This window comes from Azospirillum sp. B510 (assembly GCF_000010725.1).
Lineage (GTDB): Bacteria > Pseudomonadota > Alphaproteobacteria > Azospirillales > Azospirillaceae > Azospirillum > Azospirillum lipoferum_B.
On record NC_013856.1, the window covers coordinates 678,216 to 697,100 of the forward strand.

Consider the following 18,885-nt stretch of genomic DNA (forward strand, 5'->3'; position numbering starts at 1 on the left):
CCCCCTCACCCCGACCCTCTCCCCGGAGGGGGAGGGAGGGACGGTCTTGCGGAGAGAATATAGGATTCTGGTCCTTTCGCGATGGGTTTTGCGAAAAGGCCGGGACGGCGGGTCAGTGGAGCGTCGGGCCCGACGGCTGGGCGGCGGCGGCGGTGGCCTCGCGCGCCCGCCCGATGCCGAGCAGCTGGTAGAGGCCAAGCGCGGCGATGGTCGCGGTGCCGATGCCGCCGATGGCGAAGCCGCCGGCCGAAACGGTGAAGTTGCCGGCGCCGAGCACCAGCGTGACGCCGACGGTGATGAGGTTGCGCGGATCGGAGAAATCGACGCGGTTGTCGACCCACAGCCGCACCATCGCCGCGGCGATCAGGCCAAAGACGACGGTGGCCAGCCCGCCCAGCACCGGCGCCGGGATCGTCCGCAGCAGGGCGCCGAATTTCGGCGAGAAGCCCAGCAGGATGGCGGCGATGGCGGCGACGACGAAGATCAGGGTGGAAAAGACGCGGGTGACCGCCATCACGCCCATATTCTCGACATAGGTGGTGACGCCGGTGCCGCCGCCGCTGCCCGAAATGATGGTGGCGATGCCGTCGCCGATGAAGCCGCGGCCGATGAAGCGGTCGAGGTTGCGCCCGGTCATCGCGCCGATCGCCTTGATGTGGCCAAGATTCTCGGCGACCAGGATGAAGGCGATCGGGGCGACCAGCGCCATGGCGCCGGCATCGAAGGTCGGGCTGCGGAAGGCCGGCAGGCCAAACCAGGGGGCGGCGTCGAGCTCGGCGAAGCTGACCGGCGGCAGCAGGCCCAGGCCGTTGGCGAGCACGAGATAGAAGGCGTAGCCGGCGGCGATGCCGGCGAGGATCGACAGCCGGCGGATGGCGAGCGGGGCGTAAACCGCGATGAGGGCGGTGGCGGCCAGGGTGAACAGCGCGACCAGGGTGTGCGGCCCCGTCCCCTCGATGCCCTTGACGGCGACCGGCGACAGGTTGAGGCCGATCGCCGCGCCGACGGCGCCGGTGACCGCCGGCGGCATCAGCCGCTCGATCCAGCCGGTGCTGGTGCGGCTGACCAGCAGGCCGATGAGGACATAGACGACGCCGGCCGCGATGATGCCGCCGAGCGCCGGCCCGATGTTCGGATTCGGCCCCTGGCCGCTGTAGCCGGTCACCGCGATCACCACGGCGATGAAGGAGAAGGAGGACCCGAGATAGCTCGGCACCCGCCCGGCGGTGAGCAGGAGAAACAGCAGGGTGCCGATGCCGGAGAACAGCACCGCGAGGTTCGGATCGAACCCCATCAGCAGCGGCCCGAGGATGGTCGAGCCCGACATGGCGACGAGATGCTGGATGCCGAGTGTCAGCGTCGCGCCCCAGGGAAGCCGCTCGTCAGGCTGGACGACGGGGCCGGTCGCGAGCGGCCAGCGCGGGAAGAAATCTGCCATGGAGGTTTGGTCCGAAGAGGGGATGGAACGGCGATGGCGCCGGTGGGTGAATGGTCGCCCGCTTTTTGGCGCCTGCGAGGGCGTTGCGCCACATTTTTGTGCGCTGACCGTCGAATGCGCGCTCACCCAGGGCAATCGCGTCTGAAAGCTAACCGCCATTATGCACCGCGCTTCGGCGGGGAGACTGGCTTGCGGCAGTCACTCCCGTTAAGGTTGTCGGCGGGCATGCCCTTCCGTTGCCTGCCGAGAACGGCACGGCTTTGTGCGATTGGTTTGGCGGGTTGAGGCGGCGGGGTTTCTTGTGGGCAGGTTGCCCCGGCGGTCAGGTGACCAATCGCGGCAGGCGGCTGAGGAGGAGGCGCAGGATGTCCTGATAAGGCGCGGCGGAGGGCAGATGCAGCTTGATCTGCGTCTTCATCTCGATGACGCGGGCAGCGATCTTGATCAAGCGCAGGCGCAAGGTGTTGAATTGGGCGACGCGCCAGGATGAGCGCTTGGGCATCATCGAACGCAAGGACCACATCAGCCAATAAGCTCCGGCGTGCAGGAACAGGCGGAACTGGTTGGCGGTGGCCGTGCAACAAGAGGTGCGGTTGGCGGCCAGATGGGTTTTCCAGGACTTGATGTGGTTCTCAGCCTGACCGCGCCGACAGTAAATGTCCTGATAGAGCGTGCGGGCGTTGCCGCTTTTCAGGCTGGTGACGACGAAGCGGCTGTCGGTGCCGCCCGGCCTGGCTTCGACACGGGCGACGATGCGCTCGACCCGGCTCCAACTGGCGGCACCGTCGTGGAATTCCTTGAAGCGGCGCAGCTTTTCGCCATCGGGGGCGGCGCCGAACCGGGCTTGGGTGCTGGCCTCCAGGGTTTCGACATGGCGGCGCAAGGTGGTGGTCGGGGCCACGCCGAAAATGAAGTCGATGCCGTTGGCGCGGCACCAGTCCAGCACCTCCGGGCAGCAATAATGGCTGTCGGCGCGCAACAGGATGGTGGTCTTGGGCCAATTGGCGCGGATCGCGCGCAGCAGACGGCGCAGGAAGGCGCGGATTTCCACGCCCTTCGGCCGCTTGGCGGGACGCAGCACGGCGGCGACGAAGCGGCCTTCGCCATCGAACACCACGATGGGTTGGAAACCGTATTCGTCGTAATGGGCGTTGAACAGGCGCAACTGCTGCTCGCCATGCACCGCGTCGAAGGTGTCGTCGATGTCGAGCGTGATCCGCTTGGGCACGTTGCGGAACGACGCGCAGTAAAGATCGACCATGGCCCGGCCCATGCGCAGCAGCGCCCGGACATCGGACAGGTTCTCCATCCGCGAGATGGTCGATTGTGAGCACGCCGCCCGGCCCGAACCGGGCTGCTGGCCGAGCGCCATTTTGAACACCGGGTCGTGGCGCGTGCTTCGTACCCCTCCGCCGAGCGCCGCCTTGTGACCGAGCGGGGAAGCTGAATCATTGTGCCTGTCCCTATGGCTATCCCTATGGCAGTCCCTATGACTATCCAACGCGTCGAGGTGATCACGGGCCAGGAGCGGCGGCGGCAGTTCAGCGACGAGGAGAAGCTGCGGCTGGTCGAAGAGGCGTTCCAGCCGGGCGTCAAGGCGACCGAAGTCGCCCGGCGCCTGGGCGTGGACGTCAGCCTGCTGTACCGCTGGCGCCGCCAGTTCTTCGGTCAGCAGCCCCGGCTGCCCGCCTTCATGCCGATCACCGTCGCCACCGACGCTCCGGCACCGGAGGAGGTGGCAGAGCCGACAGCGGCGCCAGCGGCCCCACCAGCCGGTCTCATCGAGGTCGAATTCGCGACGGCGCGCTTGCGCATCACCGGCCCGGTCGATCCGGCCCTGGTCGGCACGGTGATCGCCGCGCTGTCGGGACGGTCGGCATGATCCCGGTCCCCTCGGGCGTTCGGGTCTGGCTGGCGGGCGGGGTCACCGACATGCGCTGCGGGATGAACTCTCTGGCGCTGAAGGTCCAGGAGGGTCTTGGCCGCGATCCCCATGCCGGCGATTTATACGTCTTCCGTGGACGTCGCGGGGATTGAGCGTCATTCAGCATACAGTTTCGAGTCGGCTCGCGTGGAGTATCCGTGGCACCCGCTGTACGGGAAGACATTGAGGGTGGTGAGCCGGACAGTACGTGGTGGTCACTCCGTCCTGTGGCTCGAGGAACGCCCTGATACCGCCCGGGAATTGCCGGCCTGGATGTGCGACGCGGCCTACTGCCTTGATATGGCGGCATTGTGTCCGCCGCAGACCACAGTCGCAGCCCTTAGCGCATTGGCGGCAGTTCTCTCGGATCTGCGGGACTCGATCGGCGACGGCGCAGCATCGGACAACTCACCCACGGAGGAGGTTGCCGATGACCAGACGACCGCGGCCGACGTCCCAACTCTCGCTCGCTCTCTCTGTTCCGCTTCAGGACATCGCCGTTCCGGACGAAGTCGTGCAAGTACTGGCGGATCTCCTCTTGGAAGCTGTGGGCGCCCATCTCGACATGGAGAACAGGGAGGAGGCCCATGAGCACCAAGATCACCGTTGATCATCTGGGCCGCGGTGCCGCGATCTATGTTCGCCAATCCACACCTGGTCAATTGATCAACCACACGGAAAGCCGTCGCCGACAGTATGACTTGGCTGATGCCGCACGGGCGGCTGGGTTCGTCGATGTCATGATCATCGATGAGGACCTTGGCCGCTCCGGTTCCGGCCTCGAATGCCGTCCTGGCTTTCAGAAGCTGGTGGCGGCGGTCTGCGCCGGCACCGTCGGTGCCGTCTATTGCATCGAGGCATCGCGGCTGGCCCGCAACGGCCGGGATTGGCACCACCTCATTGACCTTTGTGCTCTGGCTGGGGCGTTGGTCGTCGACCCAGATGGGGTCTATGATCCAAGGCTGCTGAACGACCGCCTTCTGCTCGGCCTGAAGGGAACAATGTCGGAGTACGAACTCAGCCTGCTGCGTCAACGCGGCATCGAAGCCCGAGACGGAAAAGCCCGTAGGGGCGAACTGCGGTTCACGCTACCGCCCGGCTACTGCTGGAACGAGGCCGGACGGATCGAAATCGATCCTGACGCGCGCGTTGCCGGCGCGATCCGGATGCTGTTCAGCAAGTTCCGCGAACTGGGCAGCGCCCGCCAAGTTTTTCTCTGGGCGCGCGCCGCCGAGCTGTCACTCCCCGTCGTGCGGCGCAACCTCATCGCCTGCAAAATCCTTTGGCAGCCGCCGGCCTACCACACGGTGATCCAGGTCCTGCAGAACCCGATCTATGCCGGCGCCTACGTGTTCGGCCGACGGGGTAATCGGACTCGCGTTGTCGAGGGTCGGGCTCGGAAGACGAGCGGGCATAAACGAGAGCGCACCGACTGGAATACCCTGCTGCGCGACAACCACGAGGGCTACATCACCTGGGCCGAGTTCGAGGAGCATCAGCGCATGCTCGAGGAAAATGCCCACATGCAGAAGCGTGCCGCCCGCAAAGCTGGCCGTGGTGGCCGTGCTCTGTTGACCGGGCTGGTCCGGTGCGGGCACTGCGGTCGCAAGATGCGGGTCTTCTACGGCATGCAGTCGGGGCATGCCCACCGGTACCAATGCCGAGGTGACGATGCCCATGTCGGTGTCGGTCTGTGCATCGGCATCGGCGGTATTCGTGTCGACCGGGCGGTCGTGGCGCAGATGCTGGAAGCCGTCTCTACCAGAGCGGTGGAGGCTGCCCTGCTTGCCGCCGACCAGGCGGCTGCGGCGGGGGCGGAAGAGCGGGCAGCGCTGGAGCGCGAGTTGGAGGCGGCCCGCTATGATGCCTCGTTGGCGGCTCGCCGGTACGACCTCGTGGAGCCGGAAAAGCGCCATGTTGTGAGAGAACTGGAAGCGCGCTGGAATACGGCTCTGGAACGGGTGGCGCAGATCGAACGTCGGATTGCCGAGATAGCGTCCGTCAAGATGGTGGAAATTCGGATGCGCGCTGAGATGGCCATTGTTCAGGCGGCCTTGGGTGGAGAGGTGATGGCCGATTGGCTTTCACTGGCCGGCGTCAGCTCGGCCATGGCCTCGACCTGCATGTAGCGGTTCTGGGTCTGCCATTCGTCGTTCTGTTCGAGGAGCACCGCGCCGATCAGTCGGATGATGGATGCCTCACCTGGGAAGATGCCGACGACGTCGGCGCGGCGTTTGACCTCCTTGTTCAGGCGTTCCAAGGTGTTGGTGCTGTGCAGCTTGGTGCGATGCTGGGCAGGAAAGCCCATGTAGGCGAGCACGTCATGCTCGCTGCTGTCCATGAAGGAGGCCAGCTTGGGCCATCGGTCGCGCATCTGCTCGGCGATATGGCGGAAGGCTTGGTAAGCGGCTTCGGCGTCGGGCTGGAGAAAGGCCTGGCGCAGAGCGGCGGCGGCCATGGAGTTCTGGGCCTTGGGCACATAGGTGCGTATTTCGGCGAATTCGCCCAGGCGTTTCGGTTGAAAGCGCCCACCGTTTCGGCGAAAGCGCCCACCCGAATTGCAAGCTGGTGGGAGCCGGGGCCGAACCCTGGATTTACGTTATGAAGGTTGTGGGTTTGGTTGCCAAGCACCGGCCTTAGGTGTCGGGGGTTTCGCTGGCGGCATCGGCCTTGGTGCGGCGCATGGAGTCGCCATGCAGGTCGATGCGGTAGGCCCGATGCACGAGGCGGTCGAGGATGGCGTCGGCGTAGGTGGCATCGCCGATGAGCCGATGCCAGTTGGCCACGGGAACTTGGGTGGCCAGCATGGTTGCGGCCCGGTCGTGGCGGTCATCGATCACCTCCATCAGGTCCAGGCGCTGAGGCGCGGTCAGCTCGGTCATCGCCCAGTCATCCAGGATCAGCAGGTCGAGCCGGGCGATCCGTCGCAGCAGCCGGGCGAGCGAACCGTCCAGGCGGGCGGTGGCCAGATCGTCCAGCAGGCGGGTCAGCCGGGTGTAGAGTACGCTGTGGCCTTCCCGCGCCGCCTGGTTGCCGAGTGCACAGGCCAGCCAGGTCTTGCCGATCCCGGTCGGGCCGGTGATCAGAACCGGCCGGTTCTCCTTCACCCAGCGCCCGGTGGCCAGCTCGCGCACAACACCGCGATCGAGCCCACGCGGGGTGCGCAGGTCGAGGTCCTCCAGGCAGGCCGTCTGGCGCAGCCGGGCACGTTTCAGTCGGCTGGCGAGTGCGGTGTTGGCGCGCTCTGCCGCTTCCCGCTCGATCAGCGTGCCCAACTGCTCGTCGAAGGCCAGTTGGCCGCGATCGGGCAGGCGTTCCAGCGCCTCCAACCCCTTGGCCATGCCGTACAGCCGCAACTGGCGCAGCCGCTCGTGGTTGACGTGCTTCATCATCGTATCTCCGTCAGTGATAGTAGGAAGGGCCGCGCAGATTGGTGTGCTCGCCGGCACCGGCCGCGTCCGCCGTTGTGGCCGGGGGAGCGGTCAACCAGCGCTGGACGTAGCGGTAGGATCCGACGTTGGCCTCCAGCGCCGCCTGGCAGGCTTGCTCCAGCCGGCTGGTGCCGTGGGTGGCCGCCAAGCGGATCAGGCCGATCCCGGCCCGCACCGCCTGTTCGGGGTGATCGGCGCCGGCCAGGATGCGTTCGAACAGCAGCGCGGCGGCCGGGCCGATGGCGGCCAGTTCGGTCTGGATGGCATCGGGGGTGAAGCGGGCGACGGCCCGGTGGTTGGCGGGGCGATGGGCGTCCAGCGTCACGGTGGCGCCGTCCTGCCGGCGGACATGGCAGGCCATCCGCTTGCCGCGCAGGAAGACGCTGATCACGCCGGCGGTGCTGTGCACGTCGACCGTCTTGCCGATCAGCGTGTGGGGCACCGAGTAGACGCCGCCGTCGAGAGCGAGATGATAGTCGGGCGGGACCTTGTGGCGCGCCCAGGTGCCCGGCACGAAGCGGTCCGGCGGCAAGGGGCGCAGGGTCGGCTGCTCCTCGGCGGCGAACAGGCCGGCGCGCGTGTCCTGCGGCCGGCGGCTCAAGGGAGCGGCATTGAGGGTGGCCAGCTTGTCGCGCAAGGCCGCGTTGGCGGCGTCCAGCGTGGCGAAGGGCGTATCGCGCAGCGGGGCCAGCACCCGCCGCTCGACCTGCTGCACGCCGTTCTCGGCGCTGGGCTTGTCGCGCGGGCGCCGCACCCGGGCCGGCAGGACGGCGGTGCGGTAGTGCCGGGCGAGATCGTGATAAGCCGGGTTGATCGCCGGATCGTAGAAGGAGGCGTGGCTGACGCCGACCTTGAGGTTATCCGGCACCAGCTTGCCCGGCACGCCGCCCAGATGTTCGAACAGCCGGGCGTGGGAGGCCAGCCACTCCTCCGCCTGCTGGGTCCAGGTCGCCTCGGCATAGACGTAGCCCGAATACGGCAGGCAGGCGACAAACACCTGGGCCTGCCGCGCCTCAGCGCCGAGCCCGACGGTCAGCGTCATCCCAGCGTAATCAACCTCGATCGCCGCCCCCGGCCGATGTTCCCGGCGCAGACGCGGCTCGGCATGAGCACCCTGCCATGCCCGGAAATGCTGGACGAATTGGGTGTAGCGATAGCCGCCGGGATGGACCTCCAGGTATTCCTCCCACAGCAGCCGCAGCGTTACGCCACGGCGGCCGAGTTCCCGGCTGATGTGCCGCCAGTCGGGCACCGGGCGCGCCGACGTGACCGGAGGCGGGAACAGCCGCTCCTCCAGCTCGACGTCCGTCCAGCCCAGCACATCCGCGTACTGCAGCCCGGAGGCCCGTAGCCGCTCCAGGTAATCGCGCACGGTGCTGCGCGGCAGCCGGCAGGCATCGGCAATCTGCCGTTGGCTGGCGCCAAACTCATCCCGCAGACGAAGGACTTCTCTGATCCGCCGCATGTCCGACCTCGCTCGGGGCATCCCGATCCTCCTTGGCCTGTGCCGTGGAAAGATCATGGGGATGCCAAAGGCTGGTTCGGACCCCGATACCACCACTCCTACGGGTGGGCGAATTCACCGAAACGGCTGGGCGCTTTCACCGTTCTGCCCGGGCGCTTTCCGCCGTTCCCGCTGGGTGCTTTCCGCCGAAATATGCACATAGGCGAGCGCGTTGCGCATCCAGTGGACTCGGCAGCGCTGCCAAGTGGCGCCCATGACACGGGCGATGGCGGCCTTCAGCCCTTCATGGGCATCGGAAATCACCAGCTTCACGCCCTTCAGGCCGCGGGCCTTGAGTTTCTTGAGAAAATCGCTCCAGAACACCTCGGCTTCCGACGGGCCGATGTGCAGGCCGACGATCTCGCGCTTGCCCTCGGTGTTGGCGGCCACGGCGATTATGGCGGCGACGGAGACGATGCGTCCCCCCTCGCGCTGCTTGAGGTAGGTGGCGTCCAGCCACAGGTAAGGCCAGTCGCCCTCCAGCGGACGGTCGAGGAAGGCGTTGACCCGCTCGTCGATGTCTCGGCACAGCTTGGAGACCGTCGACTTCGAGATCCCCGACAGCCCCATCGCCTGGGCCAACTCGTCAACGCGGCGGGTCGAGACACCGCCGATCCAGGCTTCCTGGATCACCGCCACCAGGGCTTTCTCGCTGGTCTTGCGGGCTTCGAGAAAGGGGGGGAAGTAACTGCCCTGACGCAGCTTGGGGATGCGCAGGTTCAGCGTGCCCAGGCGCGTATCCAGCGCCCGGTCGCGGTAGCCGTTGCGGTAGGTCTGCCGCTCGGCGCTCCGTTCGTGACGCCCGGCGCCGATCTGGCCTTCGACGTCGGCTTCCATCAGCATCTGCAGCACCGTCTCGGCGACGGCGCGCAGAAAATCGCCGTCGCCGGCCTTCTGGAGCAGGTCTGCCAGTGCCATACTGTCCTCGGTCATTGGGGTGGTCCTTCGGGCAAGAGGAAGTGCGCAACTCCACTCTAGCCGACCGGCCCAATGACCACCTCTTTCGCGCAAGACGCCGCCCTGGGGGTGGGGCATGCCCGAGCTATGCGGGAAAGTGGGTGATGACGGTGTGAGGAAGGCGGCGTATCGAGGCGGGTGACGAGCCTGCCCGAACCTCCAGAGGAGCGATACGCCATGACCGAGGATAGCAAGGTTGTCCGGTTACGTCAGCCGGAGGAGATCGGCGATCCACTGACGGCCATCCTGCGCGCGGGAGCGCGCCGATTGCTTGAACAGGCCATTGAGGCGGAGGTGGAAAGCTTCCTGGCCTCCCGGAACGTGTCAACGACCTCAAGCTGCCGGACGGCCGCGAGCGGGTCGTCCGACATGGCTACGGCCCGGAGCGCGCGATCCAGACCGGCATTGGGCCGGTGGAGGTTCGGCGGGCCAAGGTGCGCGACCGCGGGGCCGATGATGACGGCGAGCGGATCCGGTTCACCTCGGGGATTCTGCCGCGCTGGGCACGGCGTACCAAGAGCTTGGACGCGCTGCTGCCCATCCTCTACCTGCGCGGCGTCTCCACCGGCGACTTTCAGGAGGCGCTGAGCGCCTTGCTCGGCAAGGACGCCCCGAACCTGTCAGCCTCGGTGATCGGCCGGCTCAAGGAGGAGTGGGCGGCCGACTACGCACGCTGGCAACGGCGCGACCTGTCGGCCCGGCGCTACGTCTACATCTGGGCCGACGGCGTCTACCTGCAGGCCCGCATGGAGCCGGTGGCCGAGTGCATGCTGGTGATCATCGGCGCCACCCCGGAGGGCCGGAAGGAACTGGTCGGCTTCCAGGTCGGCGTGCGTGAGAGCGCGCAAAGCTGGCGCGAACTGCTTGTGGACATCCAAGCGCGCGGCCTCACCATCGCCCCGGAACTCGCGGTCGCCGATGGGGCGCTCGGCTTCTGGAAAGCGCTGGAGGAGATATTCCCCACCACCCGGCAGCAACGGTGCTGGTGCACAAAGCCGCCAACATCCTGAACAAGGTGGCCAAAACGGTGCAGCCGGCGATGAAGCAGGACTTGCGGGAGATCTGGATGGCCCCGGACCGCGCCGCCGCGGAAACCGCCATGGCGACGTTTGTGAAGAAATACGCGATCAAGTACGCCAAGGCGGTGGAGTGCCTGACCAAGGACCGCGCCGAGTTGCTCGCCTTTTACGACTTCCCGGCCGAACACTGGGATCACATCCGGACCAGCAATCCCATCGAGAGCGTGTTCGCTACCGTCCGACACCGAACCGTCCGCACCAAGGGCGCGCTCTCGCAAGAAACCGCCAAGCTGATGGTTTTCAAACTGATCACCGCCGCTTCGAAGACCTGGCGCCGCTTGCAGGGCGAAAACCAGTTGCCCAAGGTCATCCGGGGCGTCACATTCCGCAACGGTATCGAGGTCATCGAGCCCGCGTCACAGAACGCCGCCTGACCAGACCGTCACCCAGTTTCCTGCATAGCTCCCGCAGGCATGCCCCACCCCCAGGGCGATCACCAAATTTCCACCACCTTCGCGGACACTATCCCACTCTCTCTCAAGAAACGGGGCCTCCGACAAACCCGGTGCGGTTCAGTCTCACAATCGTTGACACGTTCCGTGACGCTCGAAACCATGGTCGGGATCGCCGCCGCCGATGAGCCCGCCATCACACCGCTCCCCTCAGCAAAGGCGGCCTGACCGACGACGCTCCTGACCACCTTCCAATTGTCACCACCTTGACAGACGTGACCCGTGGCGGCTTCCAATAAAAAGCCCTTGCGTGCTGGCAGAGCCGCACAGTAAGCTCTGTTCGCATATAGGAATATAGTTCATATATAAGCGCGCCTGCGGAACAAGATCGTCTATGGAACTGGGGGTGGTGGAAAAATAATCAAAGATTGAGGTTTCCGAGGGGCTTGGCTTTCGTTTGGTTCCGGATCTTGTGGTTTTGGGTGATGGGACTGGTTACCAAAACTGCGTGAACGAATGAGTTCCGTTACGTGCGGCGACGTTCCGGAGCGATGCCGAGAGTTACGGTTCAACTCCATTGTCTGGCTTTGGGACAAGGGGCCGATGATGGCGCAGCTATGACGGGACGGCTCCGCGCACAGCCGAGGTAAAGGCGAGCGTGCAAATCGGCCGTCTTGTAAGGCGAGAGGCGGGCGGGATCGCATCCGCAATCGGGAGGGAACAGTGAAGAAGATTGTCGGTAACATGCCGCTCATGTGGAAGATGTGGATTCCCAATTTTCTTCTTTTGGCGGTGATCAGCGGCATTGTCGTGACAGCGAATGCCGGATTTGGCTTTCTCCTGCGCAAAGCCGATGAGTTGACGTCGGCGCCGCTGCACCAGCTCGAACTGGCTCTGACCCTTCAGGCGCAGATCCTGGATGTCGCGATCAATCAGCGAGATATTCTTGCGGCCGTCGAACCCGACGACGTGACCTTCTTCACCGGCGAATTCAGGGCGTCTCTCGATCGTACGAAGGAGAGCTTTACAAAGTTGAAAGATATCAGCTCTTCGGTGCGGTCGCGGGCGTCGATCGCCGAGTCTGAAGAGACGCTTCGCATATATCAGTCCGCCATGGATGGAATCTTCGACGTCATGAAGCGTGGCGACCGCGAGGGTGCTCTCGTTCAGAACGTCGCGGCCGGTCGGAGCGCGCTTGATGCTCTGATCAAGAACATGGCGCAGGTGGTCGCCGAAGCCCGCTCTACAATGGCTGACGCCAAGAGCGACATCGTGAACGATGTCGGGGTGATGCGATCTGGCCTGTTGATCGGCGCCGTCGTCGGTCTGGCCATGGCGCTAGGCCTGCTTGTTACCATTCTGGTTTTGTTCGTAATCCGCCCATTGCTTGGCGTGACCCGCGCGGTTGAGCGGCTGGCTGCCGGCGATCTCAATGCGGAGGTGTCGGGGACGGAGCGAGCCGACGAGGTCGGGCGTCTTGCTAGGTCTTTGCAGATTTTCAAGGACGCGCTCATCGCTAAGCGGGAGACCGACTTGACTTTGGCCGCTGACGCTGCCCAGCGGGAGCGGCGCGGCACGGAATTGGAAACGCTGACCCGCAGCTTCGAAAGCAAGGCTGGCGGGCTCGTCGGAATGCTGGCCGCCGCTGCGACGGAGCTGGAGGCGACGGCACAGGCGATGCTGACCTGTGCCGATCAGGCCAGCCGGGAATCGACGGTCGCCAACGAGGGTTCCGAACAGGCCTCGCTGAATGTCCAGATGGTGGCGGAGGCGATCACCGACCTTACGGCTTCGACGCGTGACATCGAAAACCGCATCACCCATTCCCAATCGATCGCCGCACGGGCGGCTCTTGAAGCAGAGCAGACCAACGCCACCGTGCGCGCCTTGTCGGTTGCGGCGGAACGAATCGGAGAAATCGTCCAGCTCATCAACGGCATCGCCTCGCAGACCAACCTGCTGGCGCTGAACGCAACCATCGAAGCAGCCCGCGCCGGCGAGGCCGGCCGTGGTTTTGCGGTAGTCGCCAACGAGGTGAAGAGTCTGGCCAACCAGACCTCCAAGGCGACCGACGACATAGCTGGTCAGATTCAATCATTGCAATTGGCGATCGGCGGCGCGGTCAAGGCGATCCGCGCGATCGGCGGCACCATTCGCGACGTCAACGGCATTATTGGCGAGGTGATGATCACGGCCGGAACCCAGGCGGGGGCGGCACAGGTCATTACCGCCAATGCGGAGCGAGCCGTTATGGGTAGCCAGGAGGCGGCCAACGCCATCTGTCAGGTCGACGCGGCCGCAGAAACCGCACGAAATGCAGCGCTACAGGTCAGCGAGGCCGCAGGAGCCCTGTCTGTCCATTCCGAACGGCTTTCGGCAGAGGTTGCCGATTTCCTCTCCGGGGTGAAATTGGTCATCGATCAGCCGCACGCCGCTGCCGGCTGATGTTTGGGATCGGCGAACCGGGCGGTTTCGGACAATCCGGCAGACTCCTTTCATCGTCATTGTGGCAGTGGTCCAGCCAACCCGATCGGGCTGCCCGCCCGACTGCCGGTGGGTCACGTCCGTCAAGGTGGTGACAATTGGAAGCCAGGGCTCCGAATCCGGGTTAACGGATATTAACGTCGAGGATAGCGTTTAGGTAATCGGTGTCCCAGCCTGCCAGCTTCCTGCGGAGCTTGATGCTGGTGGGTCTGGGAGTGGCGGCCGGCTTTTTGGTGGCGCGCCGTAATCCGGAGCGCGGCCGGGCGGGTTCGGCGGCCTTGCGGACGAGGTTGATGGCGAAGTGGCGGACGACGGCCATGTTCAGGGCGCCGTGGCCTTTGCGCAAGCGGGACCGGTCCTCGTTGAAGACGACGTCGAGCAGCCAGTGCAGTTGGTTCTCGATGCGCCAATGGCCGCGCACGGCCTCGGCCGCCGCCTGGGCGGCGAGCGGGGCGGAGGTGATGTAATAGCGCGTGTCGGTGCGGCAACGATCCTTCAGCTCGGTCTTGCCGACCACCCGAACGATGGCGGCGACGGCGGGCAGGCGGACTTCGCCGGGAAAACGCCGCGCGCCGCTCAACCAATCGACCTCGCGCGCGACCGTGACCGCGCGCTGCTCGATCCGGCCATGGCCCTTGTCGATATCGGCGGCGTGATCGAGCGTCTCCGGCGGTGCGCTGGTGAAGAAACTCTCGATCTCGTCGCGCAGGGTGGGCTGGTTGGCTTTGACCGCCAGCAGATAGTCGGCCCCGGCGTCGCGAACGGCCTGGGCGATGGTGGCGTTGCAGGCGATGGCGTCGATGGTGACGATCGCGCCCTTGAGCCCGCCCTCGGTCGCCAGGCGCTCCAGCAGAACCGGAATGGCCGCCAGTTCGCTGGCTTTGTCCTCGACGGCCTCCTGGCCGAGGACCAGACGGCTGGTGGTGGGTACGCATCCGGTGAGTGACGCGGGTGCGGATCGAATCGTTCAGCGTGCTGCTCGGTGGATTTGGATGAGTTCCTTAAGACTTTCGACGCCATCTTCGGTCAGGGCATGGAACCACTGCTCGCCTGGGCCGAACACGGCCAGGCAACCGTCCTCCGGCTCCAGCTCGATGGCAATGTCGATCAGCCATTCGACGTCCTCGCCGAGGATCTCGGCGACGCGCTCCATGGTCACGAGGTTGCGGGTTCTGGCCATGGTTCCTCAGGTCGCCGTGGTCGCCTCGTGCAGCCGCTTCCATTCCCAGGGCAGCAGTTCGTGCAGCTTGGTCTGCGGCAGATCGTTGATGCGGGCCAGGACGTCGGCCAGCCACGCCTGGGGATCGATGTCGTTCATCTTTGCCGTCACGATCAGGCTGTACATGGCGGCGGCGCGCTGCCCGCCTCGATCCGATCCGCAGAATAGCCATGCCTTCCTGCCAAGGGCGATTCCACGCAACGCTCGTTCGGCAGCATTGTTGGTCAGGCAGACCCGTCCGTCACGCAGGAAGCGGGTGAAGCCTTCCCAGCGGGTCAGCATGTAGTCCATCGCCTTGGCCACCGGCGCGTGCTTCGACATCCCGGCCCGGGCCGTTCGCATCCAGTTTTCCAGTTCCTCGACCTGGGGCTTGGACAGCTCTGTGCGCACCGCCAGACGGTCGGCTGCCGAGCGCCCGAGGGCTTCGCGCTCGATGTCGAACAGCGGGTCGATGCGCCGCACCGCCTCCAGCGCCAGCGGAGAAATCGGGGGCGCCCCCTTGCCGCGCCGCTTGTTGGCGGCGATATCGGCGAGTTCGAAGAATTTCCGACGCGCGTGCGCCCAACACAGGACCTCGGCCACGGGCTCCGGCTGGCGGCTCGCGTCGTAGAGGCGGTTGTATCCGGCATAGGCGTCGGCCTGCAGCACTCCGGCCCAACCGGCCAGATGTGCCTCGGGATGCCCGCCGCCACGGTCGCGGGAGTAGTGGAACAGCGCCGCCGGTGCCGCCGCGCCCGCGAAGGGGCGATCGTCGCGCACATAGACCCAGATGCGGCCGGTGTCGGTCTTGCCCTTCGCCAGCACCGGCACGGTCGTGTCGTAGCTTCGCTGGCCCTTCGGGCTCGCCGTGCAACCGCTCCGCCGCCAGCACATGCGCTGCGAGCCGGTCGAGCAGCGGCTTCAGCACGCCGCAGGCCGCCCCCACCTGGTCGGCCGCGGTGGACAGGCTGATCTCCATGCCCTCCTTGGCGAAGCGCTCGCACTGGCGGTTCAGCGGCTGATGCTGGCCGAACTTCTCGAACAGCAGCGTGGCCAGCAGGTTCGGCCCCGCCCAGCCGCGCGGCGTGGTGTGGAACGGTGCCGGCGGCTGGCTGATCGTCTCGCAGTCCCGGCAGGAGAATTTCTCGCGCACCGTCTGGATGATTTTCCACCGCGCGGGAATGCGCTCGGCCGTCTCGGTCACGCTTTCACCCAGCTTGCACAGCCGGGTCGAGCCGCAGCATGGGCACACCGCCGGCGCCGGGATCACGACGCGCTCGCGCGGCAGGTGCGCCGGGAACGGCTTGCGCGACGGCGCCTTGCGGGTGATGCGGGCCGCGCCGGTCGCCTCGGCCACCTGTTCCGCCGCCAGATCGTCCTCGCCGACGCTTGCCTGCGCCTCCTCCAACTGGAATTCGAGCTGGTCGAGCAGTCGGGAGGTCCGTTCGGAGCGCCGGCCGTAGAGGTCGCGCTGGAGCTTCTCGATCTGGAGCTTCAGGGTGGCGATCAGCGCCTGGTCGCCGGACCGTTCGGCCCGCGCCTGGGCGGCGTCCGCCTCGGCCAACGCAGCCCGGCCACGCGCTTCGATCAGCGCGGCGCGCAGGGCGTCGATGGTGTCGGGCAGGGCGTCCATGGGGCCGGATTGTACCCGGAAACCCGCACCGATCCTCGCTCTTCCCGCCGGAGAGCGGCGGGTTGATTCACTGTGCCGCAGCCTATCCGGCCGAGCGCGGTCTCCAAGTCTGCTGCGGATTGCGCCAGTCGATGGCGTCGAGCAGATACGCGAACTGGGACGCGGAAATGGCCACGGCTCCGCTGGCCGGGCTGGGCCAGATGAAACGGCCCCGTTCAAGCCTCTTGGCGTAAAGCGACATGCCGAGCCCGTCATGCCACAGGCACTTCACCATGTCACCAAATCGCGTGACATAGTGCATCCCTCCTTTCACAATCCTGGCAGCGGCATCGTCTCATCTCTTTGATAATCAATGAGGTTCTTGGGGCGCCGCGCCTTAATCTCGTTCACGCCCGTTCGCACGGCGTCCGTGTCCAAGGCTGCCACGGGAATGTGCCACGGGGCCGATGAGACAAGCTGCGTTGCCGGCAGGATCCCACGCTGAATAAGGCGGTGTACGGAGGGAATCGAGATGCCGAGCCGCTTCGCTGCCTTGTCGGCCGTCAGCGTCTCGGGACGGGGTACAGTCGGGTCGAAATCGGAAAGGCCAAGTCGCTCCCGCAACAACCGAACCTTCACGGTCGTCCAGGTCTCTCCGTTATCGCTTCGGCACTTCATGCGGTTCAACGTGACGGAGATCTCATGATCCGGCCAATGCCCGGACAGCTTGCGCACGACCTCCACCGCTCCTGGATGTGCTTTGTTCGCTCGACGCCCGGTCCTGGCCCGTGGGACACGCAGTTCGGTGTGTCGGCCACCTACCCAGTGGATCCGCAGCACCGCCTCGTGCGCTGTGTCGTCGAGGTCGATCACCACCTCCTCCACGAGTAGCCGGGTCAGACGTTGCCGAGTTCGCGTGTCCGCTGTCGGTGCATTCCAGGCCGCCGACAGATCGTGAGCCAACCCCAGAAGAGCCGCCCTGTTCACCCTTGGGCGCGCCGATGAGCGCGCCTCGGCCTCGGCAATCCGACGTTCGATCTGCGCCACCCGTTCCAGAGCCGTATTCCAGCGCGCTTCCAGTTCTCTCACAACATGGCGCTTTTCCGGCTCCACGAGGTCGTACCGGCGAGCCGCCAACGAGGCATCATAGCGGGCCGCCTCCAACTCGCGCTCCAGCGCTGCCCGCTCTTCCGCCCCCGCCGCAGCCGCCTGGTCGGCGGCAAGCAGGGCAGCCTCCACCGCTCTGGTAGAGACGGCTTCCAGCATCTGCGCCACGACCGCCCGGTCGACACGAATACCGCCGATGCCGATGCACAGACCGACACCGACATGGGCATCGTCACCTCGGCATTGGTACCGGTGGGCATGCCCCGACTGCATGCCGTAGAAGACCCGCATCTTGCGACCGCAGTGCCCGCACCGGACCAGCCCGGTCAACAGAGCACGGCCACCACGGCCAGCTTTGCGGGCGGCACGCTTCTGCATGTGGGCATTTTCCTCGAGCATGCGCTGATGCTCCTCGAACTCGGCCCAGGTGATGTAGCCCTCGTGGTTGTCGCGCAGCAGGGTATTCCAGTCGGTGCGCTCTCGTTTATGCCCGCTCGTCTTCCGAGCCCGACCCTCGACAACGCGAGTCCGATTACCCCGTCGGCCGAACACGTAGGCGCCGGCATAGATCGGGTTCTGCAGGACCTGGATCACCGTGTGGTAGGCCGGCGGCTGCCAAAGGATTTTGCAGGCGATGAGGTTGCGCCGCACGACGGGGAGTGACAGCTCGGCGGCGCGCGCCCAGAGAAAAACTTGGCGGGCGCTGCCCAGTTCGCGGAACTTGCTGAACAGCATCCGGATCGCGCCGGCAACGCGCGCGTCAGGATCGATTTCGATCCGTCCGGCCTCGTTCCAGCAGTAGCCGGGCGGTAGCGTGAACCGCAGTTCGCCCCTACGGGCTTTTCCGTCTCGGGCTTCGATGCCGCGTTGACGCAGCAGGCTGAGTTCGTACTCCGACATTGTTCCCTTCAGGCCGAGCAGAAGGCGGTCGTTCAGCAGCCTTGGATCATAGACCCCATCTGGGTCGACGACCAACGCCCCAGCCAGAGCACAAAGGTCAATGAGGTGGTGCCAATCCCGGCCGTTGCGGGCCAGCCGCGATGCCTCGATGCAATAGACGGCACCGACGGTGCCGGCGCAGACCGCCGCCACCAGCTTCTGAAAGCCAGGACGGCATTCGAGGCCGGAACCGGAGCGGCCAAGGTCCTCATCGATGATCATGACATCGACGAACCCAGCCGCCCGTGCGGCATCAGCCAAGTCATACTGTCGGCGACGGCTTTCCGTGTGGTTGATCAATTGACCAGGTGTGGATTGGCGAACATAGATCGCGGCACCGCGGCCCAGATGATCAACGGTGATCTTGGTGCTCATGGGCCTCCTCCCTGTTCTCCATGTCGAGATGGGCGCCCACAGCTTCCAAGAGGAGATCCGCCAGTACTTGCACGACTTCGTCCGGAACGGCGATGTCCTGAAGCGGAACAGAGAGAGCGAGCGAGAGTTGGGACGTCGGCCGCGGTCGTCTGGTCATCGGCAACCTCCTCCGTGGGTGAGTTGTCCGATGCTGCGCCGTCGCCGATCGAGTCCCGCAGATCCGAGAGAACTGCCGCCAATGCGCTAAGGGCTGCGACTGTGGTCTGCGGCGGACACAATGCCGCCATATCAAGGCAGTAGGCCGCGTCGCACATCCAGGCCGGCAATTCCCGGGCGGTATCAGGGCGTTCCTCGAGCCACAGGACGGAGTGACCACCACGTACTGTCCGGCTCACCACCCTCAATGTCTTCCCGTACAGCGGGTGCCACGGATACTCCACGCGAG

General features: G+C 65.8%; 10 protein-coding genes and 6 pseudogenes. 5 read left to right on the forward strand and 11 right to left on the reverse strand.

Annotated features, from left to right (window positions below; genetic code table 11):
- Positions 1–112: 112 nt before the first annotated feature.
- Positions 113–1,438, reverse strand: a complete 1,326-nt coding sequence (locus tag AZL_RS24365) for a solute carrier family 23 protein (RefSeq protein ID WP_042445216.1) — start codon at positions 1,436–1,438, stop codon at positions 113–115.
- Positions 1,439–1,760: 322 nt separating this feature from the next.
- Positions 1,761–2,831: pseudogene (locus AZL_RS24370) on the reverse strand (IS1380 family transposase); the annotation flags it as partial.
- Between the two features lie 96 nt (positions 2,832–2,927).
- On the opposite strand from AZL_RS24370, the gene AZL_RS24375 reads away from it, so the two are divergent.
- The 3 genes and pseudogenes from AZL_RS24375 to AZL_RS24390 form a co-directional block, all read left to right on the forward strand.
- Positions 2,928–3,320, forward strand: a complete 393-nt coding sequence (locus AZL_RS24375; RefSeq protein ID WP_012973093.1) for an IS66-like element accessory protein TnpA — start codon at positions 2,928–2,930, stop codon at positions 3,318–3,320.
- Entirely contained in the window at positions 3,317–3,475 is a 159-nt protein-coding gene (gene tnpB, locus AZL_RS24380; protein WP_012977096.1) for an IS66 family insertion sequence element accessory protein TnpB, read from the forward strand. Before AZL_RS24375 ends, tnpB (AZL_RS24380) begins: the two co-directional genes overlap by 4 nt.
- Positions 3,476–3,949: 474 nt before the next feature.
- A pseudogene (locus tag AZL_RS24390) lies at positions 3,950–5,443 on the forward strand (recombinase family protein); the annotation flags it as partial.
- Here the strand turns inward: AZL_RS24390 and AZL_RS34730 are convergent.
- The 4 genes and pseudogenes from AZL_RS34730 to AZL_RS24410 all read right to left on the reverse strand — a co-directional run.
- Positions 5,407–5,844, reverse strand: a pseudogene (locus AZL_RS34730) (transposase); the annotation flags it as partial. The pseudogenes AZL_RS24390 and AZL_RS34730 overlap by 37 nt on opposite strands.
- Before the next feature lie 154 nt (positions 5,845–5,998).
- Positions 5,999–6,754, reverse strand: coding sequence for an IS21-like element ISAzs2 family helper ATPase IstB (gene istB / locus AZL_RS24400; protein ID WP_012972684.1), 756 nt, complete (start codon positions 6,752–6,754; stop codon positions 5,999–6,001).
- A gap of 10 nt (positions 6,755–6,764) precedes the next feature.
- Positions 6,765–8,279, reverse strand: a complete 1,515-nt coding sequence (gene istA / locus AZL_RS24405) for an IS21-like element ISAzs2 family transposase (RefSeq protein WP_012973785.1) — start codon at positions 8,277–8,279, stop codon at positions 6,765–6,767.
- Between the two features lie 174 nt (positions 8,280–8,453).
- A pseudogene (locus AZL_RS24410) lies at positions 8,454–9,230 on the reverse strand (IS256-like element ISAli7 family transposase); the annotation flags it as partial.
- 152 nt (positions 9,231–9,382) lie between these two features.
- Between AZL_RS24410 and AZL_RS24415 the strand changes: the two are divergent.
- Positions 9,383–10,707 (forward strand): annotated as a pseudogene (locus AZL_RS24415) (IS256 family transposase).
- 741 nt (positions 10,708–11,448) lie between these two features.
- Positions 11,449–13,170, forward strand: coding sequence for a methyl-accepting chemotaxis protein (locus AZL_RS24420; protein WP_012977103.1), 1,722 nt, complete (start codon positions 11,449–11,451; stop codon positions 13,168–13,170).
- Positions 13,171–13,333: 163 nt separating this feature from the next.
- On the opposite strand, the pseudogene AZL_RS24425 reads toward AZL_RS24420, so the two are convergent.
- The 5 genes and pseudogenes from AZL_RS24425 to AZL_RS24445 all read right to left on the reverse strand — a co-directional run.
- Positions 13,334–14,137 (reverse strand): annotated as a pseudogene (locus AZL_RS24425) (ISAs1-like element ISAzs5 family transposase); the annotation flags it as partial.
- Positions 14,138–14,176: 39 nt separating this feature from the next.
- The gene (locus AZL_RS24430; protein WP_012973089.1) at positions 14,177–14,389 is read right to left on the reverse strand and encodes a hypothetical protein; all 213 of its coding nucleotides are present in this window, start codon (positions 14,387–14,389) and stop codon (positions 14,177–14,179) included.
- Positions 14,390–14,395: 6 nt separating this feature from the next.
- A protein-coding gene (locus AZL_RS24435; RefSeq protein WP_148219608.1) for an IS66-like element ISAzs20 family transposase occupies positions 14,396–16,040 on the reverse strand; the annotation gives its coding sequence in 2 pieces (ribosomal slippage) (positions 14,396–15,269 and positions 15,268–16,040; 1,647 coding nt in all).
- An 82-nt stretch (positions 16,041–16,122) separates the two neighbouring features.
- Entirely contained in the window at positions 16,123–16,314 is a 192-nt protein-coding gene (gene tnpB / locus AZL_RS24440; RefSeq protein WP_158306013.1) for an IS66 family insertion sequence element accessory protein TnpB, read from the reverse strand.
- A 35-nt stretch (positions 16,315–16,349) separates the two neighbouring features.
- On the reverse strand, positions 16,350–18,440 hold the full coding sequence (locus AZL_RS24445) for a recombinase family protein (protein ID WP_012977106.1): 2,091 nt from the start codon (positions 18,438–18,440) through the stop codon (positions 16,350–16,352).
- Between the last annotated feature and the right edge of the window lie 445 nt (positions 18,441–18,885).

Coding starts and splice junctions, on each gene's coding strand:
- istA (WP_012973785.1), bottom strand. CDS start 8,279: ATGCCCCGAGCGAGGTCGGACATGCGGCGGATCAGAGAAGTCCTTCGT.
- AZL_RS24365 (WP_042445216.1), bottom strand. CDS start 1,438: ATGGCAGATTTCTTCCCGCGCTGGCCGCTCGCGACCGGCCCCGTCGTC.
- istB (WP_012972684.1), bottom strand. CDS start 6,754: ATGATGAAGCACGTCAACCACGAGCGGCTGCGCCAGTTGCGGCTGTAC.
- tnpB (WP_158306013.1), bottom strand. CDS start 16,314: ATGGTGAAGTGCCTGTGGCATGACGGGCTCGGCATGTCGCTTTACGCC.
- AZL_RS24430 (WP_012973089.1), bottom strand. CDS start 14,389: ATGGCCAGAACCCGCAACCTCGTGACCATGGAGCGCGTCGCCGAGATC.
- tnpB (WP_012977096.1), top strand. CDS start 3,317: ATGATCCCGGTCCCCTCGGGCGTTCGGGTCTGGCTGGCGGGCGGGGTC.
- AZL_RS24375 (WP_012973093.1), top strand. CDS start 2,928: ATGACTATCCAACGCGTCGAGGTGATCACGGGCCAGGAGCGGCGGCGG.
- AZL_RS24445 (WP_012977106.1), bottom strand. CDS start 18,440: ATGAGCACCAAGATCACCGTTGATCATCTGGGCCGCGGTGCCGCGATC.